Annotated in this window: 15 protein-coding genes and 1 riboswitch; of the genes, 6 read left to right on the forward strand and 9 right to left on the reverse strand. The window is 71.5% G+C overall.

Going from position 1 to position 19,781, the window contains the following annotated elements; genetic code table 11:
* Positions 1-76 precede the first annotated feature (76 nt).
* From ACIPJI_RS25965 to sepH, 3 genes are all read left to right on the forward strand, one after another.
* Positions 77-1,327 (forward strand): MFS transporter, encoded by a 1,251-nt coding sequence (locus ACIPJI_RS25965; protein ID WP_402249140.1) that lies wholly within the window; start codon positions 77-79, stop codon positions 1,325-1,327.
* Positions 1,278-2,606, forward strand: coding sequence for a D-arabinono-1,4-lactone oxidase (locus ACIPJI_RS25970; RefSeq protein ID WP_402249141.1), 1,329 nt, complete (start codon positions 1,278-1,280; stop codon positions 2,604-2,606). The genes ACIPJI_RS25965 and ACIPJI_RS25970 overlap by 50 nt, the downstream gene beginning before the upstream one ends.
* 569 nt (positions 2,607-3,175) lie before the next feature.
* Complete coding sequence (gene sepH / locus ACIPJI_RS25975) at positions 3,176-4,219, forward strand: septation protein SepH (protein ID WP_307708676.1); 1,044 nt, start codon at positions 3,176-3,178, stop codon at positions 4,217-4,219.
* A gap of 57 nt (positions 4,220-4,276) precedes the next feature.
* On the opposite strand, the gene ACIPJI_RS25980 is transcribed toward sepH, so the two are convergent.
* Positions 4,277-5,107 (reverse strand): sulfurtransferase, encoded by an 831-nt coding sequence (locus ACIPJI_RS25980; protein ID WP_402249143.1) that lies wholly within the window; start codon positions 5,105-5,107, stop codon positions 4,277-4,279.
* 235 nt (positions 5,108-5,342) lie between these two features.
* Here ACIPJI_RS25980 and ACIPJI_RS25985 point away from each other — a divergent pair, with 235 nt between their 5' ends.
* Positions 5,343-6,113: a VOC family protein gene (locus ACIPJI_RS25985; protein ID WP_402249145.1), complete on the forward strand. Its 771-nt coding sequence runs from the start codon at positions 5,343-5,345 to the stop codon at positions 6,111-6,113.
* On the opposite strand, the gene ACIPJI_RS25990 is transcribed toward ACIPJI_RS25985, so the two are convergent.
* Genes ACIPJI_RS25990 through ACIPJI_RS26005 form a run of 4 tightly spaced genes read right to left on the reverse strand, consistent with a single transcriptional unit; the run spans position 6,085 to position 11,555 of the window.
* Positions 6,085-6,798, reverse strand: coding sequence for a thymidine kinase (locus ACIPJI_RS25990; protein ID WP_356621882.1), 714 nt, complete (start codon positions 6,796-6,798; stop codon positions 6,085-6,087). The genes ACIPJI_RS25985 and ACIPJI_RS25990 overlap by 29 nt on opposite strands.
* Before the next feature lie 38 nt (positions 6,799-6,836).
* Positions 6,837-8,030: an alkaline phosphatase family protein gene (locus ACIPJI_RS25995; RefSeq protein ID WP_402249147.1), complete on the reverse strand. Its 1,194-nt coding sequence runs from the start codon at positions 8,028-8,030 to the stop codon at positions 6,837-6,839.
* Positions 8,030-8,614, reverse strand: coding sequence for a DUF5998 family protein (locus tag ACIPJI_RS26000; RefSeq protein WP_307708671.1), 585 nt, complete (start codon positions 8,612-8,614; stop codon positions 8,030-8,032). Before ACIPJI_RS26000 ends, ACIPJI_RS25995 begins: the two co-directional genes overlap by 1 nt.
* Before the next feature lie 37 nt (positions 8,615-8,651).
* On the reverse strand, positions 8,652-11,555 hold the full coding sequence (locus tag ACIPJI_RS26005) for a GNAT family N-acetyltransferase (RefSeq protein ID WP_402249149.1): 2,904 nt from the start codon (positions 11,553-11,555) through the stop codon (positions 8,652-8,654).
* Positions 11,556-11,719: 164 nt separating this feature from the next.
* Between ACIPJI_RS26005 and ACIPJI_RS26010 the strand changes: the two genes are divergently transcribed.
* Positions 11,720-12,001: an HPr family phosphocarrier protein gene (locus ACIPJI_RS26010; RefSeq protein WP_307708670.1), complete on the forward strand. Its 282-nt coding sequence runs from the start codon at positions 11,720-11,722 to the stop codon at positions 11,999-12,001.
* Positions 12,002-12,179: 178 nt separating this feature from the next.
* Here the strand turns inward: ACIPJI_RS26010 and ACIPJI_RS26015 are convergent, their stop codons facing one another.
* The 4 genes from ACIPJI_RS26015 to ACIPJI_RS26030 form a co-directional block, all read right to left on the reverse strand.
* Positions 12,180-12,857: a GntR family transcriptional regulator gene (locus ACIPJI_RS26015; protein ID WP_307708669.1), complete on the reverse strand. Its 678-nt coding sequence runs from the start codon at positions 12,855-12,857 to the stop codon at positions 12,180-12,182.
* Positions 12,858-13,085: 228 nt separating this feature from the next.
* On the reverse strand, positions 13,086-13,880 hold the full coding sequence (locus ACIPJI_RS26020) for a M23 family metallopeptidase (RefSeq protein ID WP_307708668.1): 795 nt from the start codon (positions 13,878-13,880) through the stop codon (positions 13,086-13,088).
* A gap of 13 nt (positions 13,881-13,893) precedes the next feature.
* Positions 13,894-14,056, reverse strand: a riboswitch (cyclic di-AMP (ydaO/yuaA leader).
* Positions 14,057-14,285: 229 nt separating this feature from the next.
* Positions 14,286-15,674, reverse strand: coding sequence for a M16 family metallopeptidase (locus ACIPJI_RS26025; protein ID WP_402249151.1), 1,389 nt, complete (start codon positions 15,672-15,674; stop codon positions 14,286-14,288).
* Complete coding sequence (locus ACIPJI_RS26030) at positions 15,671-17,026, reverse strand: pitrilysin family protein (RefSeq protein WP_307708666.1); 1,356 nt, start codon at positions 17,024-17,026, stop codon at positions 15,671-15,673. Before ACIPJI_RS26030 ends, ACIPJI_RS26025 begins: the two co-directional genes overlap by 4 nt.
* A gap of 214 nt (positions 17,027-17,240) precedes the next feature.
* Between ACIPJI_RS26030 and ACIPJI_RS26035 the strand changes: the two genes are divergently transcribed.
* The gene (locus tag ACIPJI_RS26035) at positions 17,241-19,691 is read left to right on the forward strand and encodes a DNA topoisomerase IV subunit A (RefSeq protein WP_356621879.1); all 2,451 of its coding nucleotides are present in this window, start codon (positions 17,241-17,243) and stop codon (positions 19,689-19,691) included.
* Positions 19,692-19,781 lie beyond the last annotated feature (90 nt).

Here is a 19,781-nt window from a genome sequence, read left to right on the forward strand (position 1 = left end):
GAAAAACCGCGGTGCGCCGACGGAGGTTCGGCGCGTAATCTGTGAAGGCTGCCCTTACGCCTTACCGGAGTCCCTGTTGCCCAGTCCGTACCGCGCGATTTTCGCCACCCCCGGCTCTTTGGGGTTCTCCACCGCAGGCCTTCTCGGCCGGATGCCGCTGTCCATGCTGGGCATCGGGATCATGACCATGGTCTCCGAGCTCACCGGACGCTACGGCCTGGCCGGCACGCTCACCGCGACGCTCGCGCTGTCCGCGGCCGTGCTGGGCCCGCAGGTCTCCCGTCTGGTCGACCGCCACGGCCAGCGCAAAGTGCTGCGCCCGGCCACTCTCGTCACGCTCGCCGCCGTCGCCGGACTGCTGATCTGCGCCCAGCAGGGGGCGCCGGACTGGACGCTGTTCGCCTTCACGGCCGTCGCGGGCTGCGCGCCGAGCGTCGGCGCGATGACCCGGGCGCGCTGGGCGGCGCTCCTGGAAGGTTCGCCTCGGGAGCTGCACACCGCCTACTCGGTCGAGTCGATCATCGACGAGGTGTGCTTCATCTTCGGGCCGATCATCTCCATCGGGCTGTCCACCCTGTGGTTCCCGGAGGCCGGTCCGCTGCTCGCCGCAGGGTTCCTGCTGGTCGGCGTCTGGTGGCTGACGGCTCAGCGGGCCACGGAGCCGAAGCCGCACCCCAAATCGGACGACACCGGCGGCAGCGCGCTGCGCTCTCCCGGGCTCCAGGTGCTCGTCGCCGCGTTCGTCGCCACCGGGGTGATCTTCGGCGCGGTGGACGTGGTCACGGTGGCGTTCGCGGAGGAGACGGGCCACAAGGCCGCGGCGAGCTGGGTGCTCGCGGTCTACGCGCTCGGTTCCTGTCTCGCGGGCGCGGTCTTCGGCCTGTTGCACCTGAAAGGTGAGCCCGCCCGCAGGTGGGTGCTGGGCGTGTGTGCGATGGCCGTGAGTATGATCCCCCTCCAACTGGCCGGGAGTCTGCCGTTCCTGGCCGTGGCGCTCTTTGTCGCGGGCCTTGCCATCGCGCCGACGATGGTGACGACCATGGCCCTCGTCGAGGCGCACGTACCGCGCAGCAAGCTGACCGAGGGCATGTCCTGGACCGGTACCGGGCTCGCGGTCGGCGTCGCACTGGGTTCCTCGGCCGCCGGCTGGGTGGTCGACGCGCAGGGTGCCGCTGCGGGGTACGCGGTGCCCGGCGTCGCGGGAGTGTTCGCGGCCGTGGTGGCGTTCCTGGGGTACCGCCGGCTGCGCAGGCCGGTGCCGATGCGGGAGGGGCAGCGTGAGCAGCGTGATCAGGACCCGGAGCAGCGGGAGCAGCCCGTGGCGTAACTGGGCGGGGACCGTTGTCTCCCGGCCCGCGAGGGAGGTCCGCCCCGCGTCCGTGGAGGAGCTCGCCGACGCGGTCCGCTCGGCGGTCGCGGAGGGCCTTCGGGTCAAGACGGTCGGCACGGGCCATTCGTTCACGGCCATAGCGGCCACCGACGGGCTGCTGATACGGCCGGACCTGATGACGGGGATCCGCCGGATCGACCGCTCGGAGATGACCGTCACCGTCGAATCGGGCACCCCGCTCAAGCGGTTGAACACCGCCCTCGCCCGTGAGGGGCTGTCGCTCACGAACATGGGCGACATCATGGAGCAGACGGTCGCCGGCGCGACATCGACCGGTACGCACGGCACCGGCCGCGACTCCGCCTCGATCGCCGCGCAGATCAAGGGTCTTGAGCTGGTGACGGCCGACGGGTCCGTGCTGACGTGCTCGGAGAAGGAGAATCCCGAGGTCTTCGCCGCGGCCCGGATCGGCCTGGGCGCGCTCGGGGTCGTCTCGGCGATCACATTCGCGGTGGAGCCGGTCTTCCTGCTGACCGCCCGCGAGGAACCCATGTCCTTCGACCGGGTCCTGGCGGACTTCGACGCCCTGCACGCGGAGAACGAGCACTTCGAGTTCTACTGGTTCCCGCACACCGGGAACTGCAACACCAAGCGCAACAACCGCAGCTCCGGCCCCGCGGCGCCGCCCGGCAGGGTCAGCGGCTGGATCGACGACGAACTGCTGTCCAACGGGGCCTTCCAGGTGGCCTGTTCACTGGGCCGCGCGGTACCCGCGGCCGTTCCCGCGATCGCCAGGCTCTCCAGCCGTGCGCTGTCCGCCCGTACCTACACGGACATTCCCTACAAGGTCTTCACATCGCCCCGCCGGGTGCGGTTCGTGGAGATGGAGTACGCGGTGCCCAGAAAGGCCGCGGTCACGGCGCTGCGCGAGCTCAGGGCGATGATCGAGCGCTCGCCGCTGCGGATCGGGTTCCCGGTCGAGGTGCGCACGGCCCCCGCAGACGACATCACGCTGTCGACGGCCTCGGGCCGGGAGACGGCGTACATCGCGGTGCACATGTACCGCGGCACGCCGTACCGTTCCTACTTCACCGCCGTGGAGTCGATCATGACGGCGCACGGCGGACGGCCGCACTGGGGAAAGATCCATACACGGGACGCGCGTTACTTCGCGGAGACCTACCCCCGCTTCGGCGAGTTCACCGCACTGCGCGACCATCTCGACCCGGACCGGGTCTTCCAGAATCCGTATCTGCGCCGGGTGCTGGGCGACTGACGTCGGCCGGCTGCGCCGCTCACCGCGGGCCGTTCATCACCTTTCTGACGTTCCGTCCATGAATCGGGCTTCTGACGCACATTCAGCACCCTTTCGCCATCTGCCCGCCGTGCACCGAGATAGGACATTTGAACGAAGGGAATAGTTCCGTATCTGGTGTTTCTGTGAAGCACAACCCCTGGTCACCCCGCGTTCGAGCACCGATCCAGCACCCCGCTACCGAAGTTCGGCGGCGCGGCTGTCCACCCGGATGGCCCGAATGGAGTACTGTGGCGAGCCCTGGGCCCGGCCTCCCTCGTGGTGTCCGGATCCCCAGGTTGGGGGCCGAAAGCGGCGCTCGATCCGGCGGCACCGCGGTGAAGCATGGAGATCTATCACTTGGAGTGACGACCGATCACGCTGAGTGGCAAATAGATAACCGTGCCATAACGGCGATCCAGGGCTCGCGCCCGACACGCCGGGCAACTCGGCAAGGTTGTGGCAGGCTGCACCCGGGCAGGCCACACTCGACTCGACTAGCGGAAGCAGCGACGCAGGTGACGTCGGCAGGCACCACCCGGGAGGTCCCCATGCCCGAACTGCGTGTCGTGGCCGTCTCCAACGACGGCACACGACTGGTGCTCAAGGCTGCGGACAGCACGGAATACACGCTTCCGATCGACGAGCGCCTGCGTGCCGCCGTGCGTAACGACCGTGCCCGGCTCGGCCAGATCGAGATCGAGGTGGAGAGCCATCTCCGCCCCCGCGACATCCAGGCACGTATACGTGCCGGTGCCTCCGCGGAGGAGGTCGCCCAGCTCGCCGGCATCCCCGTCGACCGGGTGCGCCGCTTCGAGGGCCCGGTCCTCGCCGAGCGCGCCTTCATGGCGGAGCGGGCCCGAAAGACCCCTGTACGCCGCCCCGGTGAGAACACCGGTCCGCAACTGGGCGAGGCCGTGCAGGAGCGGCTGCTGCTGCGCGGTGCCGAGAAGGACACCGTCCAGTGGGACTCGTGGCGCCGCGACGACGGCACCTGGGAGGTCATGCTCGTCTACCGGGTCGCGGGCGAACCGCACTCGGCGAGCTGGACCTACGACCCGCCGAGGCGGCTCGTCCAGGCCGTCGACGACGAGGCACGCGCCCTGATCGGTGAGACCGACGACACGATCGCGCAGGAGCCGAGCTTCCCGTTCGTCCCGCGTATCGCGCGCCTGCCCAGGGACCGGCCGCTGGACCGCGCCCTGGACCGGCAGATCGAGCGCCCGGCAGCGCCGTCGGCCGACGCGGACGACAAGGACGAGCGGGACTCGCTGACCAGCTTGCTGGAGGCCGTGCCGAACTTCCGCGGCGACATGGTCGTGCCCGAGCGGCCCGTGGCGTCGGAACCGCCCGCCGTCGAGCCCGGCCAGGAGGTCGAGGCCGAGGAGGAGCCGGTGGCGCCCGCCGCGTCGGCCGGCGCCGGTTCCGCGTACGCGGACGTGCTGATGCCTCGCTCCGTGGCCGGCCACCGGGACCGGCTGACGGGCACCACGGACCGGCAGGCGGAGGCGGACGGCGTGCGCCCCGGCCGCCGCGCCGCCGTGCCGAGCTGGGACGAGATCGTCTTCGGCACCCGCCGCAAGAAACAGGAGTAAGAAACGTTCCGCACGAGGGCCGGCCCCATGGGGACCGGCCCTTGTGGTGTGTGCGGATCAGCCCGGCTGCGGTCCGGTCGCGACCGGACGGTCCGGGTTGCGCGACCACTCGGACCACGAGCCCGCGTACAGGGCCGAATCGAAGCCGGCGATCTCCAGGGCCAGCACCTGCTGGGCGGCCGAGACGCCGGACCCGCAGTAGACGCCGACGGGCCCCGAGTCCTCGTGGGCCCCGAGCTCCATGAACCTGGCCGCCAGCCACTCGGCCGGGCGGAAGCGGCCCTGGTCGTCCATGTTCTCCGTGGTCGGCGCGGAGACCGCGCCCGGAATGTGCCCGGCGACCGGGTCGATGGGCTCCATCTCACCGCGGTACCGCTCCCCCGCACGCGCGTCGAGCAGCAGCCCGTCACGGGCCGTCGCCGCCGCGTCGTCGGCGTCGAGCACGGTCAGCGTACCCGGCTTCGGCTCGAAGGCGCCCTCCTGCGGGACCGGCACCGTCGTCTCGAGCGGCCCGGTCCACGCCGCGAGTCCGCCGTCCAGCACCCGGACGTCGTCGTGACCGGCCCAGCGCAGCAGCCACCAGGCGCGGGCCGCGCCCCAGCCTTTGTCGGCGTCGTAGGCCACGACAGGGGTGTCGGGACCGACACCGGCCCGGCGCATCACCGCGCCGAACTCCTCGACGTCGGGCAGCGGATGACGCCCGCCGGCTCCGGGCGGTCCGGCCAGTTCGGCGTCGAGGTCGACGAAGACGGCGCCCGGGATGTGCCCGGCCTCGTATTCGGACCGACCGTGCGGCCCGCCCAGCCGGTAGCGGACATCGAGAAGGACCGGCGGGGTGGGGCCGGCGAGATCGGCTGCGAGATCGGCTGCGGAGATGATCGGATTCATACGGCCATCCTCGCGCACCGCCTGGCGCACCGTAACGCCCCCGAAGGGGATGAGCCGCACCAAAACGGGCAACCTCCGGCGGGAACCCGCCATATCCGGCGCGGCCAGGGCGCACCAGGCCCCTGGTGATGACAACATCGGCTCGAGCGCAACGGTCTCGCAGAGCCTCCCCACGACCGTGGACGCGCCAGGTCCCCCCGTACGGCCACCACGATGGTCCGAGGAGAGAGTGACGATGACCGAGGCGACTCGGCGCCCCCCGGGCACGCCCTGCTGGGTGAGCCTCATGGTGCACGGCCTTGACGCGACACAGGAGTTCTACGCGGCGCTGTTCGGCTGGGAGTTCTCACCCGGCCCCACGCAGCTGGGGCCCTACGTCCGCGCGATGCTCGGCGGCAAGGAGGTGGCCGGCATCGGCCGACTGCCCGCCGACCGCCATCTGCCGGTCGCCTGGACCGCGTATCTGGCGAGCGACGACGCCGACGTGACCGCTGAGGCGATCCGCAGCTGCGGCGGCACGATCGGCGTCGGGCCGCTCGACGCCGCCGACGCGGGACGGCTGGTGATCGCCTCCGACCCGGCGGGCGCGGTGTTCGGCGTCTGGCAGGCGGCGGAGCACACCGGCACCGCCGTGTACGGCACGCACGGGACGCCCGTCTGGAACGAGCTGCGGACCAGGGACACGTCGTCGGTCGGCAAGTTCTACCAGGCGGTCTTCGGCCATGAGGCCAAGGAGGACGGCGCCGGGCCGGACCGGCTCACGCTGCGACTCGACGGCCGTCCCGTCGCCACGGTGCAGGGGTTGGGCCAGGCCCTGCCGCGCGAGCGCGGTCCGCACTGGATGACGTACTTCGAGGTCGAGGACACCGACGCGGCCGCGCACCGGGTGGTGGAGCTGGGCGGGCATGTGATCGAGGCGCCCGGAGCCGGCCCGCGCGGTCGGGCGGCGACCGTCTCCGACCCCGAGGGCGCCGTCTTCACGATCGTACGGTCGGACGTCCCCTGACATCACGGGCGTCACGGCCGCCGGCACCGGCGTCCGTGTCGGTCTCGACGGGCAGGACGTCCGGGGAGAGAGCGGCCGCGCGGGCAGAGGCGGCCGTCATCCGCCGGCGGTGGTGACGCCGGCACAGGACCTCGTAACCGACCTCGTCCGGTGACTGGTTGACATCCCCGACGACGACCTGCGCGCCTTCGACGACCATCTCCCCGCCGACGGTGCGCGCGTTGTGCGTGGCGCGCGCACCGCACCAGCACAGCGCCTCGACCTGGAGCACCTCGACCCGGTCGGCGAGCTCGACCAGCCGCTGGGAGCCGGGGAAGAGCTTGGAGCGGAAGTCGGTCGTGATGCCGAAGGCGAACACGTCCAGCTCCAGGTCGTCGACGACGCGGGCGAGCTGATCGACCTGCTCGGGCGCCAGGAACTGCGCCTCGTCGGCGATCACGTAGTCGCAGCGGCCGCCCTTGGAGAAGCGGTCGACGAGGTACGCGTAGAAGTCGAAGCCCTCGGCGGCCTCGACCGCGTCGGTGACCAGCCCGAGCCGGGAGGAGAGCTTGCCCTCTCCGGCCCGGTCGTCACGCGTGAAGATCATGCCCTGGAGGCCGCGCGCGGACCGGTTGTGCTCGATCTGAAGAGCGAGGGTGCTCTTTCCGCAGTCCATCGTTCCGGAGAAGAACACCAGCTCGGGCATGGGGAGATGAGACCTTTCGGGTCTGAACGGAGGGGCTTTCAGGAACGTACTTCGAGGAGCGGAACGAGCTGCTCCGCGGGTGTCATGGAACCGTGCATGCCCACCATGGCGGACTCGTTCGGCTCGTTGACGGAGGCGGTGATCACCACATCGTCATGGGCGGCCGCGACGACATCGCCGATCCGCCCGTACACCCTGTCGTCGATCTGCGGACCGAACCAGCCGGCGGCGACGGCCTCGTCGCGGCTCGCCACCCAGAACTGCTCCCCCAGCACCTCGCGCCACACGGCGAGGACGTCGTTCTCCGCGCCGGGCACGGCGTACACATGGCGTGCCCTGCCCTCGCCGCCGAGCAGGGCGACACCGGCCCGCAGTTCCCAGTCCTCGTCGAAGTCGATGCGGGACTGCTCGTCGAAGGGGATGTCGATCATGCCGTGGTCGGCGGTGACGTACAGCGCGGCGCGGGGCGGCAGCTGGTCGGCGAGACGTTCCACCAGCCGGTCCGCGTACATCAGTTGTCCGCGCCAGGCGTCGGAGTCGATGCCGAACCGGTGCCCCTTGCCGTCGACCTCGCTGTAGTACGTGTAGACCAGCGAACGGTCACCCGCGGCCAGTTGCTCGGCGGCGAGGTCCATACGTTCCTCGCCGGTCAGCCGGCCGTGGAACGTGCCGCCGCTGAGCGCGACCTTGGTGAGCGGCGTCTGCTCGAACGCGGGCGACGACACCTGGGCGGTGTGGACCCCCGCCCGGTCCGCCAGCTCGAAGACGGTGGGATACGGCTGCCAGGCCTTCGGCGAGGTCCACGGCCTCCAGCGGAGCTGGTTCATCAGCTCGCCGGTCTCCGGGTTGCGCACCGTGTAGCCGGGCAGGCCGTGCGCGCCGGGCGGCAGGCCCGTACCGACGGAGGCGAGCGAGGTGGCGGTGGTCGCCGGGAACCCGGCCGTGATCGGCGCTCCGGTGCCACCGCGGGACGTGCCGAGGAGCGAGGTCAGGAACGGGGCCTCGTCGGGATGGGACCTGATCTGCTCCCAGCCGAGGCCGTCGATCAGGAAGACGCAGTTCCGGTCGGCGGGCGTGAGCTCGGCGATGGACTGCTCGAGCCCCGGGACACCCTGGCCTGCGGCGAGGGTGGGGAGCAGGTCGGCGAGCGAGCCGCTGCCGTACTCGGGCGCGGGCGCCGCGTACACATCGAGCGAGACGGGGTCGTCCGGCCACACTGCGGGCTGGGCCATCAGCGCGTGGCTGCCGTGGCTTCGGAGAGCGCCTGGGCGAAGACCAGGGTCTGGCGGACGGTGTCGGGCCCGTCACCGGCCTCGCTGACGCGCAGGCTGAGGTCGTCGGCGGTGGAGCTGCCGGTGTAGCCGTGGTCGGCGTCGCAGTTCGGGTCGCCGCACGCGGCGGGCTCCAGGTCGAGGCGCGAGACCGCGCCCCAGCCGATGGTCAGGACGACCTCGCGGGGCAGCGTGCCGGGGGTGTACGACTCCGGATTGGCGACCACACGGCTGACCACGACCGACGAGATCCGGCCGAGCTTCACCGACTCGGTGGAGGTGGTGGCGTACGGGGTCGGGGAGCCGGAGTCGGCGGCCTGCTCGTCGGTGTGGCTGACGATGAACCGGTTCGCCGTCAGGACGAGGACGGTGACATGGCGGCGGACCTCGTTCGCGTCGAACGTGGTCTCCTGGTGCACCAGGTACGACGCGATCGGCTCGCCGCCGACGGCGGCTTCCACCGCCTCGGCAACGAGTGCCGGGTAGTAGCCGCTGCGCTCGATCGCGGCGCGCAGCCCCTGGGTCGTCGTACCGGTCTTCGCCATGCGGTCCATCCTACGGGGCCCCGGGGGCACCGGGCGCTCAGTAGCTGGGGAGTCGGCGGGGGCCGAGATCACTTCGGGGCGGCGGCGGCGCCAGCCGTACGGACGCGTCCAGCACGGTGAGGCCGTGCTGGGCGACGACGACGGGCTCGAGGCTGATGCCGACCACTTCCGGGTGGTCGTCGACCAGACGTGACACGCGCAGCAGCAGTTCCTCGAGCGCGGAGGTGTCGACCGGCGCGGATCCGCGCCAGCCGAACAGCAGCGGCGCCGCGCGGATGGTGCGGATCAGGTCGGCCGCGTCACGGTCGGTGGCGGGAACGAGCCGGTGGGCGGTGTCGCCGAGCAGCTCGGAGGCCACACCGGCCAGCCCGAAGGAGAGCACGGCGCCGACGGCGGGGTCGATGGCGGCACGCACGACGGTGTCCACGCCGCGCGGCACCATGGCCTGCACCACCGGCTGGAGCTCCGCGGGCTTGCCGAGCGTCTCCGTCAGCTCGCGGTACGCCTGCCGCAGCTGTGTCTCGTCGGCCAGGTCGAGGCGTACGCCGCCCAGATCGGCGCGGTGGCGCAGGTGGGGGGCGGTGGTCTTGAGCGCGACCGGGTAGCCGAGCCGCGCGGCCGCCTGCACGGCGGTGCCGGGGTCGGGCGCGGGCAGGGTCGGCCGCACATGGATGCCGTAGTGCGCGAGGAGCGCGTGTGCGTCGGCCGCGGCGAGGGTGAACCCCCTGTCGTCGTCCGCCGCCGCGAGCATCCGCTCGATGTGCGCGGCGGCTTTGGCCTCGTCGATGTCCTCGTGGACAGGGACCCGGCCCGGCTCCGCGGCCTGCCGTCGCCACTGGGCGTACCTCACGGCCTCGGCGAGGGCCCGCGCGGCCCGCTCGGCGGCGGGGTAGGCGGGGATGCGGCGGGTGTCGTCGCCCGCCTCCGTGCCGCCGGGGGCGTCCGTGGGCGCCGTGGCCCCGGACCGGCCGGCGGCCGGACGGGGTACCTCGCTCAGCGGTGCCGCGCCGGGGCCGGTCGGCCCGTGATCCCCGTCGCGTTCGTCGGTGTCGGCCCGCCCGGAGGGGTCGGACGGCGGGGCGGTGCTGGAGGCCGCCGCGAGGGCGTCGGCCAGCGCACCCATTTCCACATGGACGACCGCCACGGGTTTGGCCGGCGCCGTGGCCGACGCGTCGCGCAGGGCAGTGGCGAGGACCTCGCCGTCGCCCGATTCCGTGACGCCGTTCTCACCGACCCAGGGGATCGCCGTGACGACCACCGCGTCGCACCCGTCGTCCTCAAGGGCTTCGGCGAGGGCTGCGCGGAAGTCCGAGGGAGTGGCTGCCGTCGTGAGGTCGCGCGGCGGGAGCGGACGCAGGCCCTCCGTCAGGCAGGCGTCGTAGGTGAGCAGGCCGAGCGACTCGGAGTTGCCGAGGATCGCCACCCGCGGCCCGCGGGGCAGCGGCTGCCCGGCGAGCATCAGGCCCGCGTCCACGAGTTCGGTCACCGTGTCGACGCGGATCACTCCCGCCTGGCGCAGCAGCGCCCCCACGGTCGCGTCCGGGATACGGGTGAACGGCACCGCGTGGCCCGGCGGCACGCTGCCGCTGTGCCGGGCTCCCTTGACCACCACGACCGGCTTGACCGCGGCCGTCCGGCGGGCGAGGCGGGTGAACTTACGGGGGTTGCCGATGGACTCCAGGTACATCAGGACGACGTCGGTGTCCGGGTCCTCGTGCCAGTACTGCAGGAAGTCGTTGCCGGAGACGTCCGCGCGGTTGCCGGAGGAGATGAACGAGGACAGGCCCGCGCCGCGCCGGTGGAGTCCCGACAGCAGCGCGATGCCGATCGCTCCGGACTGGGTGAACAGGCCGATCCGCCCCGGCACGGGTGCCTCGGGGGCCAGTGAGGCGTTGAGCCGGACGGCGTCCGAGGTGCTGATGATCCCGAACGAGTTGGGCCCGATGATCCGCATTCCGTACGACCGGGCCTGCCGCACCAGCTCGCGCTGACGCTCCCGCCCGGCCCGGCCGCTCTCCGCGTATCCGGCGCTCAGGACCACGAGCCCTTGCACGCCGTGCTCGCCGCAGTCCGCGACGACGTCGGGCACCCGCTCCGCCGGGACGGCGACGATCGCCAGATCGACGGGCTCGCCGATCTCGCCGACCGACCGAACGGCGGGCACGCCGTCGATCTCGCGCTGCTCCTGCGGGAACGCGTGGTTGACCGCGTGCACCCTGCCCCTGAACCCGCCGTCCAGGAGGTTGCGCAGCGCGGTGCGTCCGACGCCGCCGGGCAGCCGGCCTGCGCCGACGACGGCCACGGAGCCTGGCGCGAGCAGCCGCTGGACCGAGCGTGCCTCCGCTCGCTGCTCGCGTCCGCGCTGCACGGCGAGGGACTCCGCGGTCGGTTCGAGGTCGAGGGTCAGATGGACGGATCCGTCCTCGAAGCTGCGCCGCTGTGTGTATCCGGCGTCGCGGAAGACCTTGATCATCTTGGAGTTGGCCGGCAGCACCTCCGCGGCGAAGCGCCGGATGCCCCGCTCCCGTGCCACCGCCGCGATGTGCTCGAGCAGCGCGGACGCGACGCCGCGCCCCTGGTGCGCGTCCTGGACGAGGAAGGCGACCTCCGCCTCGTCCGCGGGGGCGCTCGCCGGCCGGCCCTGCGCGTTGATCCGGTCGTAGCGGACGGTGGCGATGAAGTCGCCGCCGACCGTGACCGCGAGCCCGACCCGGTCGACGTAGTCGTGGTGCGTGAACCGGTGGACGTCCTTGTCGGAGAGCCGCGGGTAGGGGGCGAAGAAGCGGTAGTACTTCGACTCGTCCGAGACCTGTTCGTAGAAGCTGACCAGCCGGTGGGCGTCCTCGGGGGTGATGGGCCTGATCCGGGCGGTGCCGCCGTCGCGCAGCACCACGTCTGCTTCCCAGTGAGCGGGGTAAGCGTGCTCCTGCGAGGTCTGCATGAGGGAAAGCCTACGCGGGGCCACCGGTCGCGGAGGCGGTTGCGCGCGGGCAGTCTGAGGGTGCCGACGGCGTCCCGCACCCCCGGCAGGGTGGGGCGGGGGAGCACGCCGGGACACATGAGAGACTGGTCTAGACAACCCGCTAAGACTTGAAGGGCAACACCATGGCTGAGCGCCGCGTCAATGTCGGCTGGGCCGAGGGCCTTCACGCCCGCCCCGCGTCCATCTTCGTCCGTGCCGCGACGGCTGCCGGCGTCCCTGTGACGATCGCCAAGGCCGACGGCAAGCCGGTCAACGCGGCCTCGATGCTCGCCGTGCTCGGCCTGGGCGCCCAGGGCGGCGAGGAGATCGTCCTCGCCTCCGACGCGGACGGCGCGGAGGCGGCACTCGACCGCCTGGCCAAGCTGGTGGCCGAGGGGCTCGAAGAGCTTCCCGAGACCGTCTGAGCCCGGCGGGCCCTGTCGCCCGTCACCATTCACAGAAAAGCCGCGGTGTTCCGGGTCCGGAGCACCGCGGCTTTCGCATTCCAGGGCCGCATTCCACATTCCGCGTTCCGGGCCCGGACGGAAAAGAAGAACAGAGAAAGGCCGACCCCATCACGCCTTCTTTTGTATACGCCCTCTGTTAATTCCGGCCGCTCGTGGTGTTTACGGCATGTTGCGAAGTCCTCACCCGCACGGTACGGCGCAACCGGTGCGCGGCGGCGGCGCGTTCGGCGTGCGCGGCCGTCAGCGCCCGCGCACGCTCCGCGTCACCGCGCGCCACGGCGTCGACGATCGCACCGTGCTCCGCCCATGACTCGACCGGTGCGAGAGGCTGCTCCACCGAGTACATCCAAGCGATCTTGTGCCGCAGCTGGGTCAGCAGCGCGGTCAGTCCGGGGCTGCCGCAGGACTGGGCGAGTGTCTCGTGGAACCAGGAGCCGAGTGAGCGCAAGTCCTCGCCCTGCCCCCGGCGGGCCCGCTCCTGACCGAGTCTCACCAGGCCGCGCAGCACCCGCAGATGCGCTTCCGTGCGGCGCTGCGCGGCGCGCGCCGCGCCCAGCGGCTCCAGCAGCATGCGGATCTCCAGGAGGTCGGCGGCCTCCTGCTCCGTCGGCTCCGCCACGCAGGCGCCGGCGTGCCGGCGGGTCACGACGAAGCCCTCCGACTCCAGGGTGCGCAGCGCCTCGCGCACCGGGACGCGGGAGACCCCGTAGCGACGGGCCAGTTGCTCCTCCGTGAGCCGGCTGCCGCGCTCGTAGACCCCGGAGACGATGTCGTCGCGGATCGCCGTGCATACCGAGTGCGCGGGAATACGCATGACCGAACCTCCGCATTGATCCGAGCGAAACGCAGCCGATTGACGCGTGTTCCCGTGACTCTATTGCAATGAACTCGATTTTCCGACGCCAGGAGGAAAACGATGGAACTCTCTTGACGGAGACGGCAATCACTCAATGGCCGAAACGCCATGGAATGCACCGAAGGCCCCCGGCGGGAAGCCGGGGGCCTTCGGACAGGAGACGCGGTACGCGGGGTGCGTCGAGGGTCAGACGTTGACGCCGTGCGAGCGCAGGTAGGCGACCGGGTCGATGTCGGAGCCGTACTCGGCTGTGGTCCGGGCCTCGAAGTGCAGGTGCGGGCCGGTCGAGTTGCCGGTCGAGCCGGCCAGTCCGATCTGCTGGCCGGGGGTGACCTGCTGGCCGACGGAGACGCTGATGGACGACAGGTGGCCGTACTGGGTGTACGTGCCGTCGTTCATCCGGATGACGACGTTGTTGCCGTACGCGCCGCCCCAGCCTGCCTCGACGACGGTGCCGGAGCCGACGGACACGACGGAACTGCCGGAGGCGGCGCGGAAGTCGACACCGGAGTGGCTGCCGGAGGACCACAGGGCGCCGCCGGTCTTGTAGCCGGTGGTCACGTACGAACCGGCGATCGGGAGCTGGAAGGAGTTCAGCCGCTTGCGCTCGGCCTCACGGGCGGCGCGCTCCTTGGCCTCGCGGGCCTCCTTGGCACGCGCCTCGGCCTTGCGCCTGGCTTCCGCCTTCGCCTCGGCCTCGGCCTTCGCCTGCGCCCTGGCCTTGGCGGCGGCCTCCTGGGCCTCCCTCTCCTGGGCGGCGGCCTGGTCGGCTATCTCGTCGGCGAGCGACCCCATGGAGACGATCTGGGTGAGGCCGGTGTCCTCGACGGACGCGGCCTCGGTGTCGGCGGCGAGCGCCGGGGAGGCGAGGGTTCCGATGACGCCGGTGGTGGCGAGGGCGGCGACGCCTGCCAGGTTCGCGCTCCTGCGCGTCAGGCGGCTCGGGGCACGATGCTTCCCGGTGGCACGGGTGAACGCCATGAAGAGGCTGGTCCTTTCCTTCCTTCTCGCCTACCGGGTTAGCTGACGGGTTCGGAGCAGGAAGGTCTCCTACGGCCCCCTCCGCACGGGCGAAGGAGGGCCGATTCACCCCAGGGACTGCGTGGGTCCCCGGCTCCCCAGGCTCGCGCCTGACGGGGACTCGGCGATGGCTGCCCGATGCCGCGGGCGCGACGATCTCCAAGCGGACAGCCGGACCGACGCTAGGCAACCGTTTCGTCAATCACCAAACAGAGAGCCCGTTTTGTAGCGCATGCCACAGGGCAGACACGCACTCAACCCTGCAAATCGGACAACGAACAGAACCCCGGCAAACGATTCGAAGCCAGGGTCCTGTTCGCGCGCAATGCGCGTTCTCTTGAGTTGTCTTCGGCGGGCGGCTCCCGATCAGCCCGTGACAACCCTCACTTCACCGATACCGAGCGCCTTCACCGGCTCCTCGATCTGCGACGCGTCGCCGACGAGCACCGTCACCAACCGGTCGACCGGGAAGGCGCCCACGACCGCCGCGGTCGCCTCCACCGTGCCCGTCTCCGCCAGGCGGACGTACATCTGTGCCTGGTAGTCGTCCGGGAGGTGCTGCTCGACCTGGTCGGCCAGCGTGGCCGCGACGGACGCCGCCGTCTCGTACTTCAGCGGGGCGACGCCCACCAGGTTCTGCACGGCGACGTCACGCTCGGCGTCCGTGAGCCCCTCGGCGGCGAGCGTGCGGAGCACCTTCCACAGGTCCTCCAGCGCCGGACCGGTGTTGGGCGTGTCCACGGAGCCGCTGATGGCGAGCATCGAGGCGCCGGAGCCGTCCGGAGCGGAGCGCAGCACCTGGCCGAAGGCGCGCACACCGTAGGTGTAGCCCTTCTCCTCACGCAGCACCCGGTCGAGGCGGGAGGTCAGCGTTCCGCCGAGGCAGTACGTGCCGAGCACCTGGGCGGGCCAGACCCGGTCGTGGCGGTCGCCGCCGACGCGGCCGATGAGCAGCTGCGTCTGCACGGCGCCGGGACGGTCGACGATGACCACCCGGCCGGTGTCGTCGGCGGTGATCGCGGGCACCGGACGCGGCTCCGCCTTGTCGCCCGTCCACGCCCCGAGCGAGTCGCCGAGGACGCCGTCCAGGTCGACGTCGGTGAGGTCGCCGACGATCACCGCGGTGGCGGTGGCGGGGCGTACATGCGCCTCGTAGAAGGCGCGTACGGCGGCCGCGTCGATCCGCGCGACGGTCTCCTCCGTGCCCTGGCGCGGCCGGGAGACGCGCAGCGAGGCCGGGAAGAGCTCCTTGGAGAGCTGCTTGGCCGCCCGGCGGCCCGGGTTCGCCGTCTCGTGCGGGATCTCGTCGAGGCGGTTGCGGACCAGCCGCTCGACCTCGCCGGCCTCGAAGGCGGGTGCGATCAGCGCCTCGGAGAGCAGCCCGAGCGCCTTGTGCAGGCGGGAGACCGGCACCTCGAGGGAGACCCGGACACCGGGGTGGTCGGCGTGCGCGTCCAAGGTGGCGCCGCAACGCTCCAGTTCCGCGGCGAACTCCTCCGCGGAGTGCTTGTCGGTGCCCTCCGACAGGGCGCGCGCCATGATGGTGGCGACGCCGTCGAGGCCCTCCGGCTCGGCGTCCAGCGGGGCGTCGAGCGAGATCTCGACGGCCACCACCTGCTGGCCGGGACGGTGGCAGCGCAGCACCGTCAGGCCGTTGTCCAGCGTGCCGCGGTCGGGGGCCGGGAAGGCCCAGGGCCGGGCGGTGCCCGGGGTCGGCTGCGGGTGGAAGTCCATGGTCACGGCAGCGTCGCTCACTGGTCCGTCCCCTCCTGCTCGTGTCCGTCGGCCGCTTCGGTCTCTTCTTCGGCGACCGGTTCGTAGACCAGCACCGCCCTGTTCTCCGGGTGCAGCCGGGCCTTGGCGATCGCCTGCACCTCCTCCGCGGTGACGTCGAGCACCCGCTGGACGGCGGTGAGCGCCAGCTGCGGATCGCCGAACAGCACCGCGTAGCGGCAGAGTTCGTCGGCGCGGCCCGCGACCGTGCCGAGGCGGTCCAGCCACTCGCGCTCCAGCTGGGCCTGGGCGCGCTCCATCTCCCCCGGCGTCGGGCCCTCGGCCGCGAACCGGGCCAGCTCCTCGTCGACGGCCGCCTCGATCTGCGGCACCTCGACACCGCCGGACGTCTTCACGTCCAGCCAGCCCATCGACGGGGCGCCGGCCAGCCGCAGCAGGCCGAACCCGGCCGCGACGGCCGTCCGGTCGCGGCGCACCAGGCGGTTGTGCAGGCGGGACGACTCGCCGCCGCCGAGGACGGTCAGCGCCAGGTCGGCGGCGTCGCACTCGCGGGTGCCGTCGTGCGGGAGGCGGTACGCGGCCATCAGGGCGCGGGCGGGGACCTCCTCGACGATCTCCTCGCGCAGCTGCGCGCCGATGTTCTCCGGGAGGGTGCCGTCACGCGGCGGCTGCTTGCCGCTGTGGGAGGGGATGGATCCGAAGTACTTCTCGATCCAGGCCAGCGTCTGCTGCGGATCGATGTCGCCGACGACCGACAGCACGGCGTTGTTGGGCGCGTAGTAGGTGCGGAAGAAGGCGCGGGCGTCCTCCAGGGTCGCCGCGTCCAGGTCGGCCATCGAACCGATCGGGGTGTGGTGGTAGGGGTGGCCCTCCGGGTAGGCGAGGGCGGTCAGCCTCTCGAAGGCCGTGCCGTAGGGCACGTTGTCGTACCGCTGGCGGCGTTCGTTCTTGACGACGTCGCGCTGGTTCTCCATCGACTCGTCGTCGAGGGCCGTCAGCAGCGAGCCCATGCGGTCGGCCTCGAGCCAGAGCGCGAGCTCCAGCTGGTGCGTCGGCATCGTCTCGAAGTAGTTGGTCCGCTCGAAGCTGGTGGTGCCGTTCAGCGAGCCGCCGGCTCCCTGGACGAGCTCGAAGTGGCCGTTCCCCTTCACCTGTGCCGAGCCCTGGAACATCAAGTGCTCGAAGAGGTGGGCGAGTCCTGTACGGCCCTTGACTTCGTGGCGGGAACCGACGTCGTACCAGAGGCAGACCGCGGCGACCGGGGTCAGGTGGTCCTCGGAGAGCACCACGCGCAGGCCGTTGGCCAGGCGGTGCTCGGTCGCTGTCAGGCCGCCGGAACCGGCCGGCGCTGTGGCCGTGTGACCCATGGGCATGTACGTCCCTTCGATCGCGAAACTTATAGGTGCTGCCAGACCTGCCACTGTATGCAAGCGCGCTGACACCTGGCGAAGTTCCCGGGCCGCGATCTGCGCCGTTCCACCCGCGGGGCGGGGGTCGAACATGGGTCGCGGTCGGTGTTGTCAGCGGGACGGTCCACAATGGTCGGCGTCAGACGCCCACCTGGTACGTGAAGGAGCAGCAGCCGCGATGGCCCGCCGCAGCACGAAGACCCCACCGCCGGACGACTTCGAGGAGCGCATCCTCGACATCGACGTGGTGGACGAAATGCAGGGCTCCTTCCTCGAGTACGCGTACTCGGTGATCTACTCCCGGGCCCTTCCGGACGCACGCGACGGCATGAAGCCGGTGCACCGCCGCATCGTCTACCAGATGAACGAAATGGGCCTGCGCCCCGACCGCGGCTATGTGAAGTGCGCGCGCGTCGTCGGCGAGGTCATGGGCAAACTGCACCCGCACGGCGACGCCTCGATCTACGACGCCCTCGTGCGCATGGCGCAGCCGTTCTCGATGCGCCTGCCGCTGGTCGACGGCCACGGCAACTTCGGCTCGCTGGGCAACGACGACCCGCCGGCCGCCATGCGGTACACCGAGTGCCGGATGGCCGACGCCACCAGCCTGATGACCGAGTCGATCGACGAGGACACGGTCGACTTCCAGTCCAACTACGACGGCCAGGAGCGCGAGCCTGTCGCCCTGCCCGCCGCCTACCCGAACCTCTTGGTGAACGGCGCGTCCGGCATCGCGGTCGGTATGGCCACCAACATGCCCCCGCACAACCTGGGAGAGGTCATCGCGGCGGCGCGCCACCTCATCAGACACCCGGGCGCGGACCTCGAGACGCTGATGCGCCACGTGCCGGGCCCCGACCTGCCGACGGGCGGCCGCATCGTCGGTCTGACCGGCATCAAGGACGCGTACGAGTCCGGCCGCGGCACGTTCAAGATCCGCGCCACGGTCTCCGTGGAGAACGTCACCGCCCGCCGCAAGGGCCTGGTCGTCACGGAACTGCCCTTCGCGGTCGGCCCGGAGAAGGTGATCGCGAAGATCAAGGACCTGGTCGGGTCGAAGAAGCTCCAGGGCATCGCCGACGTCAAGGACCTCACCGACCGGCAGCACGGCCTGCGCCTGGTCATCGAGATCAAGAACGGCTTCATCCCCGAGGCCGTCCTGGAGCAGCTCTACAAGCTGACGCCGATGGAGGAGTCCTTCGGCATCAACAACGTGGCCCTGGTCGACGGCCAGCCGCTCACGCTCGGACTGAAGGAACTGCTCGAGGTCTACCTCGACCACCGCTTCGACGTCGTCCGCCGGCGCAGCGAGTTCCGGCGGACCAAGCGCCGGGACCGGCTGCACCTGGTCGAGGGCCTGCTCGTCGCCCTCCTCGACATCGACGAGGTCATCCGGCTCATCCGCTCCAGTGAGAACTCGGCCCAGGCCAAGGAGCGGTTGATCGAGCACTTCTCGCTGAGCGAGATCCAGACGCAGTACATCCTCGACACCCCGCTGCGCCGGCTCACCAAGTTCGACCGGATCGAGCTCGAGAGCGAGCGCGACCGGCTGAACGGCGAGATCGACGAGCTGACCGGCATCCTCGAGTCGGACGCCGAGCTGCGCAAGCTCGTCTCCTCCGAACTGGCCGCCGTGGCGAAGAAGTTCGGCACCCCGCGGCGCACGGTACTGCTGGAGTCCGCGGGCACGCCCGCGCCGGCGGCCTCGCTCCAGGTGGCGGACGACCCGTGCCGGGTGCTGCTCTCCTCCACCGGCCTGCTGGCCCGCACGGCCACCGGTGAGCCGCTGGTCGACGGCCGCAGCCGGCGCTCCAAGCACGACGTGATCGTCTCCGCCGTGCTCACGACGCAGCGCGGCGAGGTGGGCGCGGTGACGTCCGCCGGGCGGCTGCTGCGTCTGTCGGTGATCGATCTGCCCCAGCTGCCGGACACGGCCACCACGCCGAACCTGGCCGGAGGCGCTCCGGTCGCGGAGTTCCTCTCGCTGGAGGCCGACGAGACCCTCGTCTGTCTGACCACGCTCGACGAGTCGTCGCCGGGCCTCGCGCTCGGCACGCTCCAGGGTGTGGTCAAGCGTGTGGTGCCCGACTACCCCGCCAACAAGGAGGAGCTGGAGGTCATCACCCTCAAGGAGGGCGACCGGATCGTCGGCGGCGCCGAGCTCCACACCGGCGAGGAGGACCTTGTCTTCATCACCTCCGACGCCCAGCTGCTGCGCTATCCGGCCGCCCAGGTGCGGCCGCAGGGCCGCCCGGCGGGCGGCATGACCGGTATCAAACTCTCCGAAGGCGCCGAGGTCATCTCGTTCACGGCGGTGGATCCGGCGGGCGAGGCGGTGGTGTTCACCGTCGCGGGTTCGCACGGGACGCTGGACGACTCGATCGCGACGGCGAAGCTGACACCGTTCGACCAGTACCCCCGCAAGGGGCGGGCCACGGGCGGCGTGCGCTGCCAGCGTTTCCTGAAGGGCGAGGACGCGCTGCTCCTTGCCTGGGCGGGCGCGGCGCCGGCCAGAGCGGCGCAGAAGAACGGCGAGCCCGCGGAGCTGCCGGAGATCGACCCGCGGCGCGACGGCTCCGGCACGCCTCTCGCGTCGCCGGTGGCGGTGCTGGCGGGGCCGGCGAGCTAGGGTCTTTCGTTTGGATCAGGCCGGATCAGGGAGCGGGGTCTGGTGCGTGCGATCGCAAGGCGGAGGAGGGAGGCATGGCGGAGCCATGCC

Source organism: Streptomyces sp. NPDC086835 (genome assembly GCF_044745705.1).
In the GTDB taxonomy this organism is placed as follows: Bacteria; Actinomycetota; Actinomycetes; order Streptomycetales; family Streptomycetaceae; genus Streptomyces.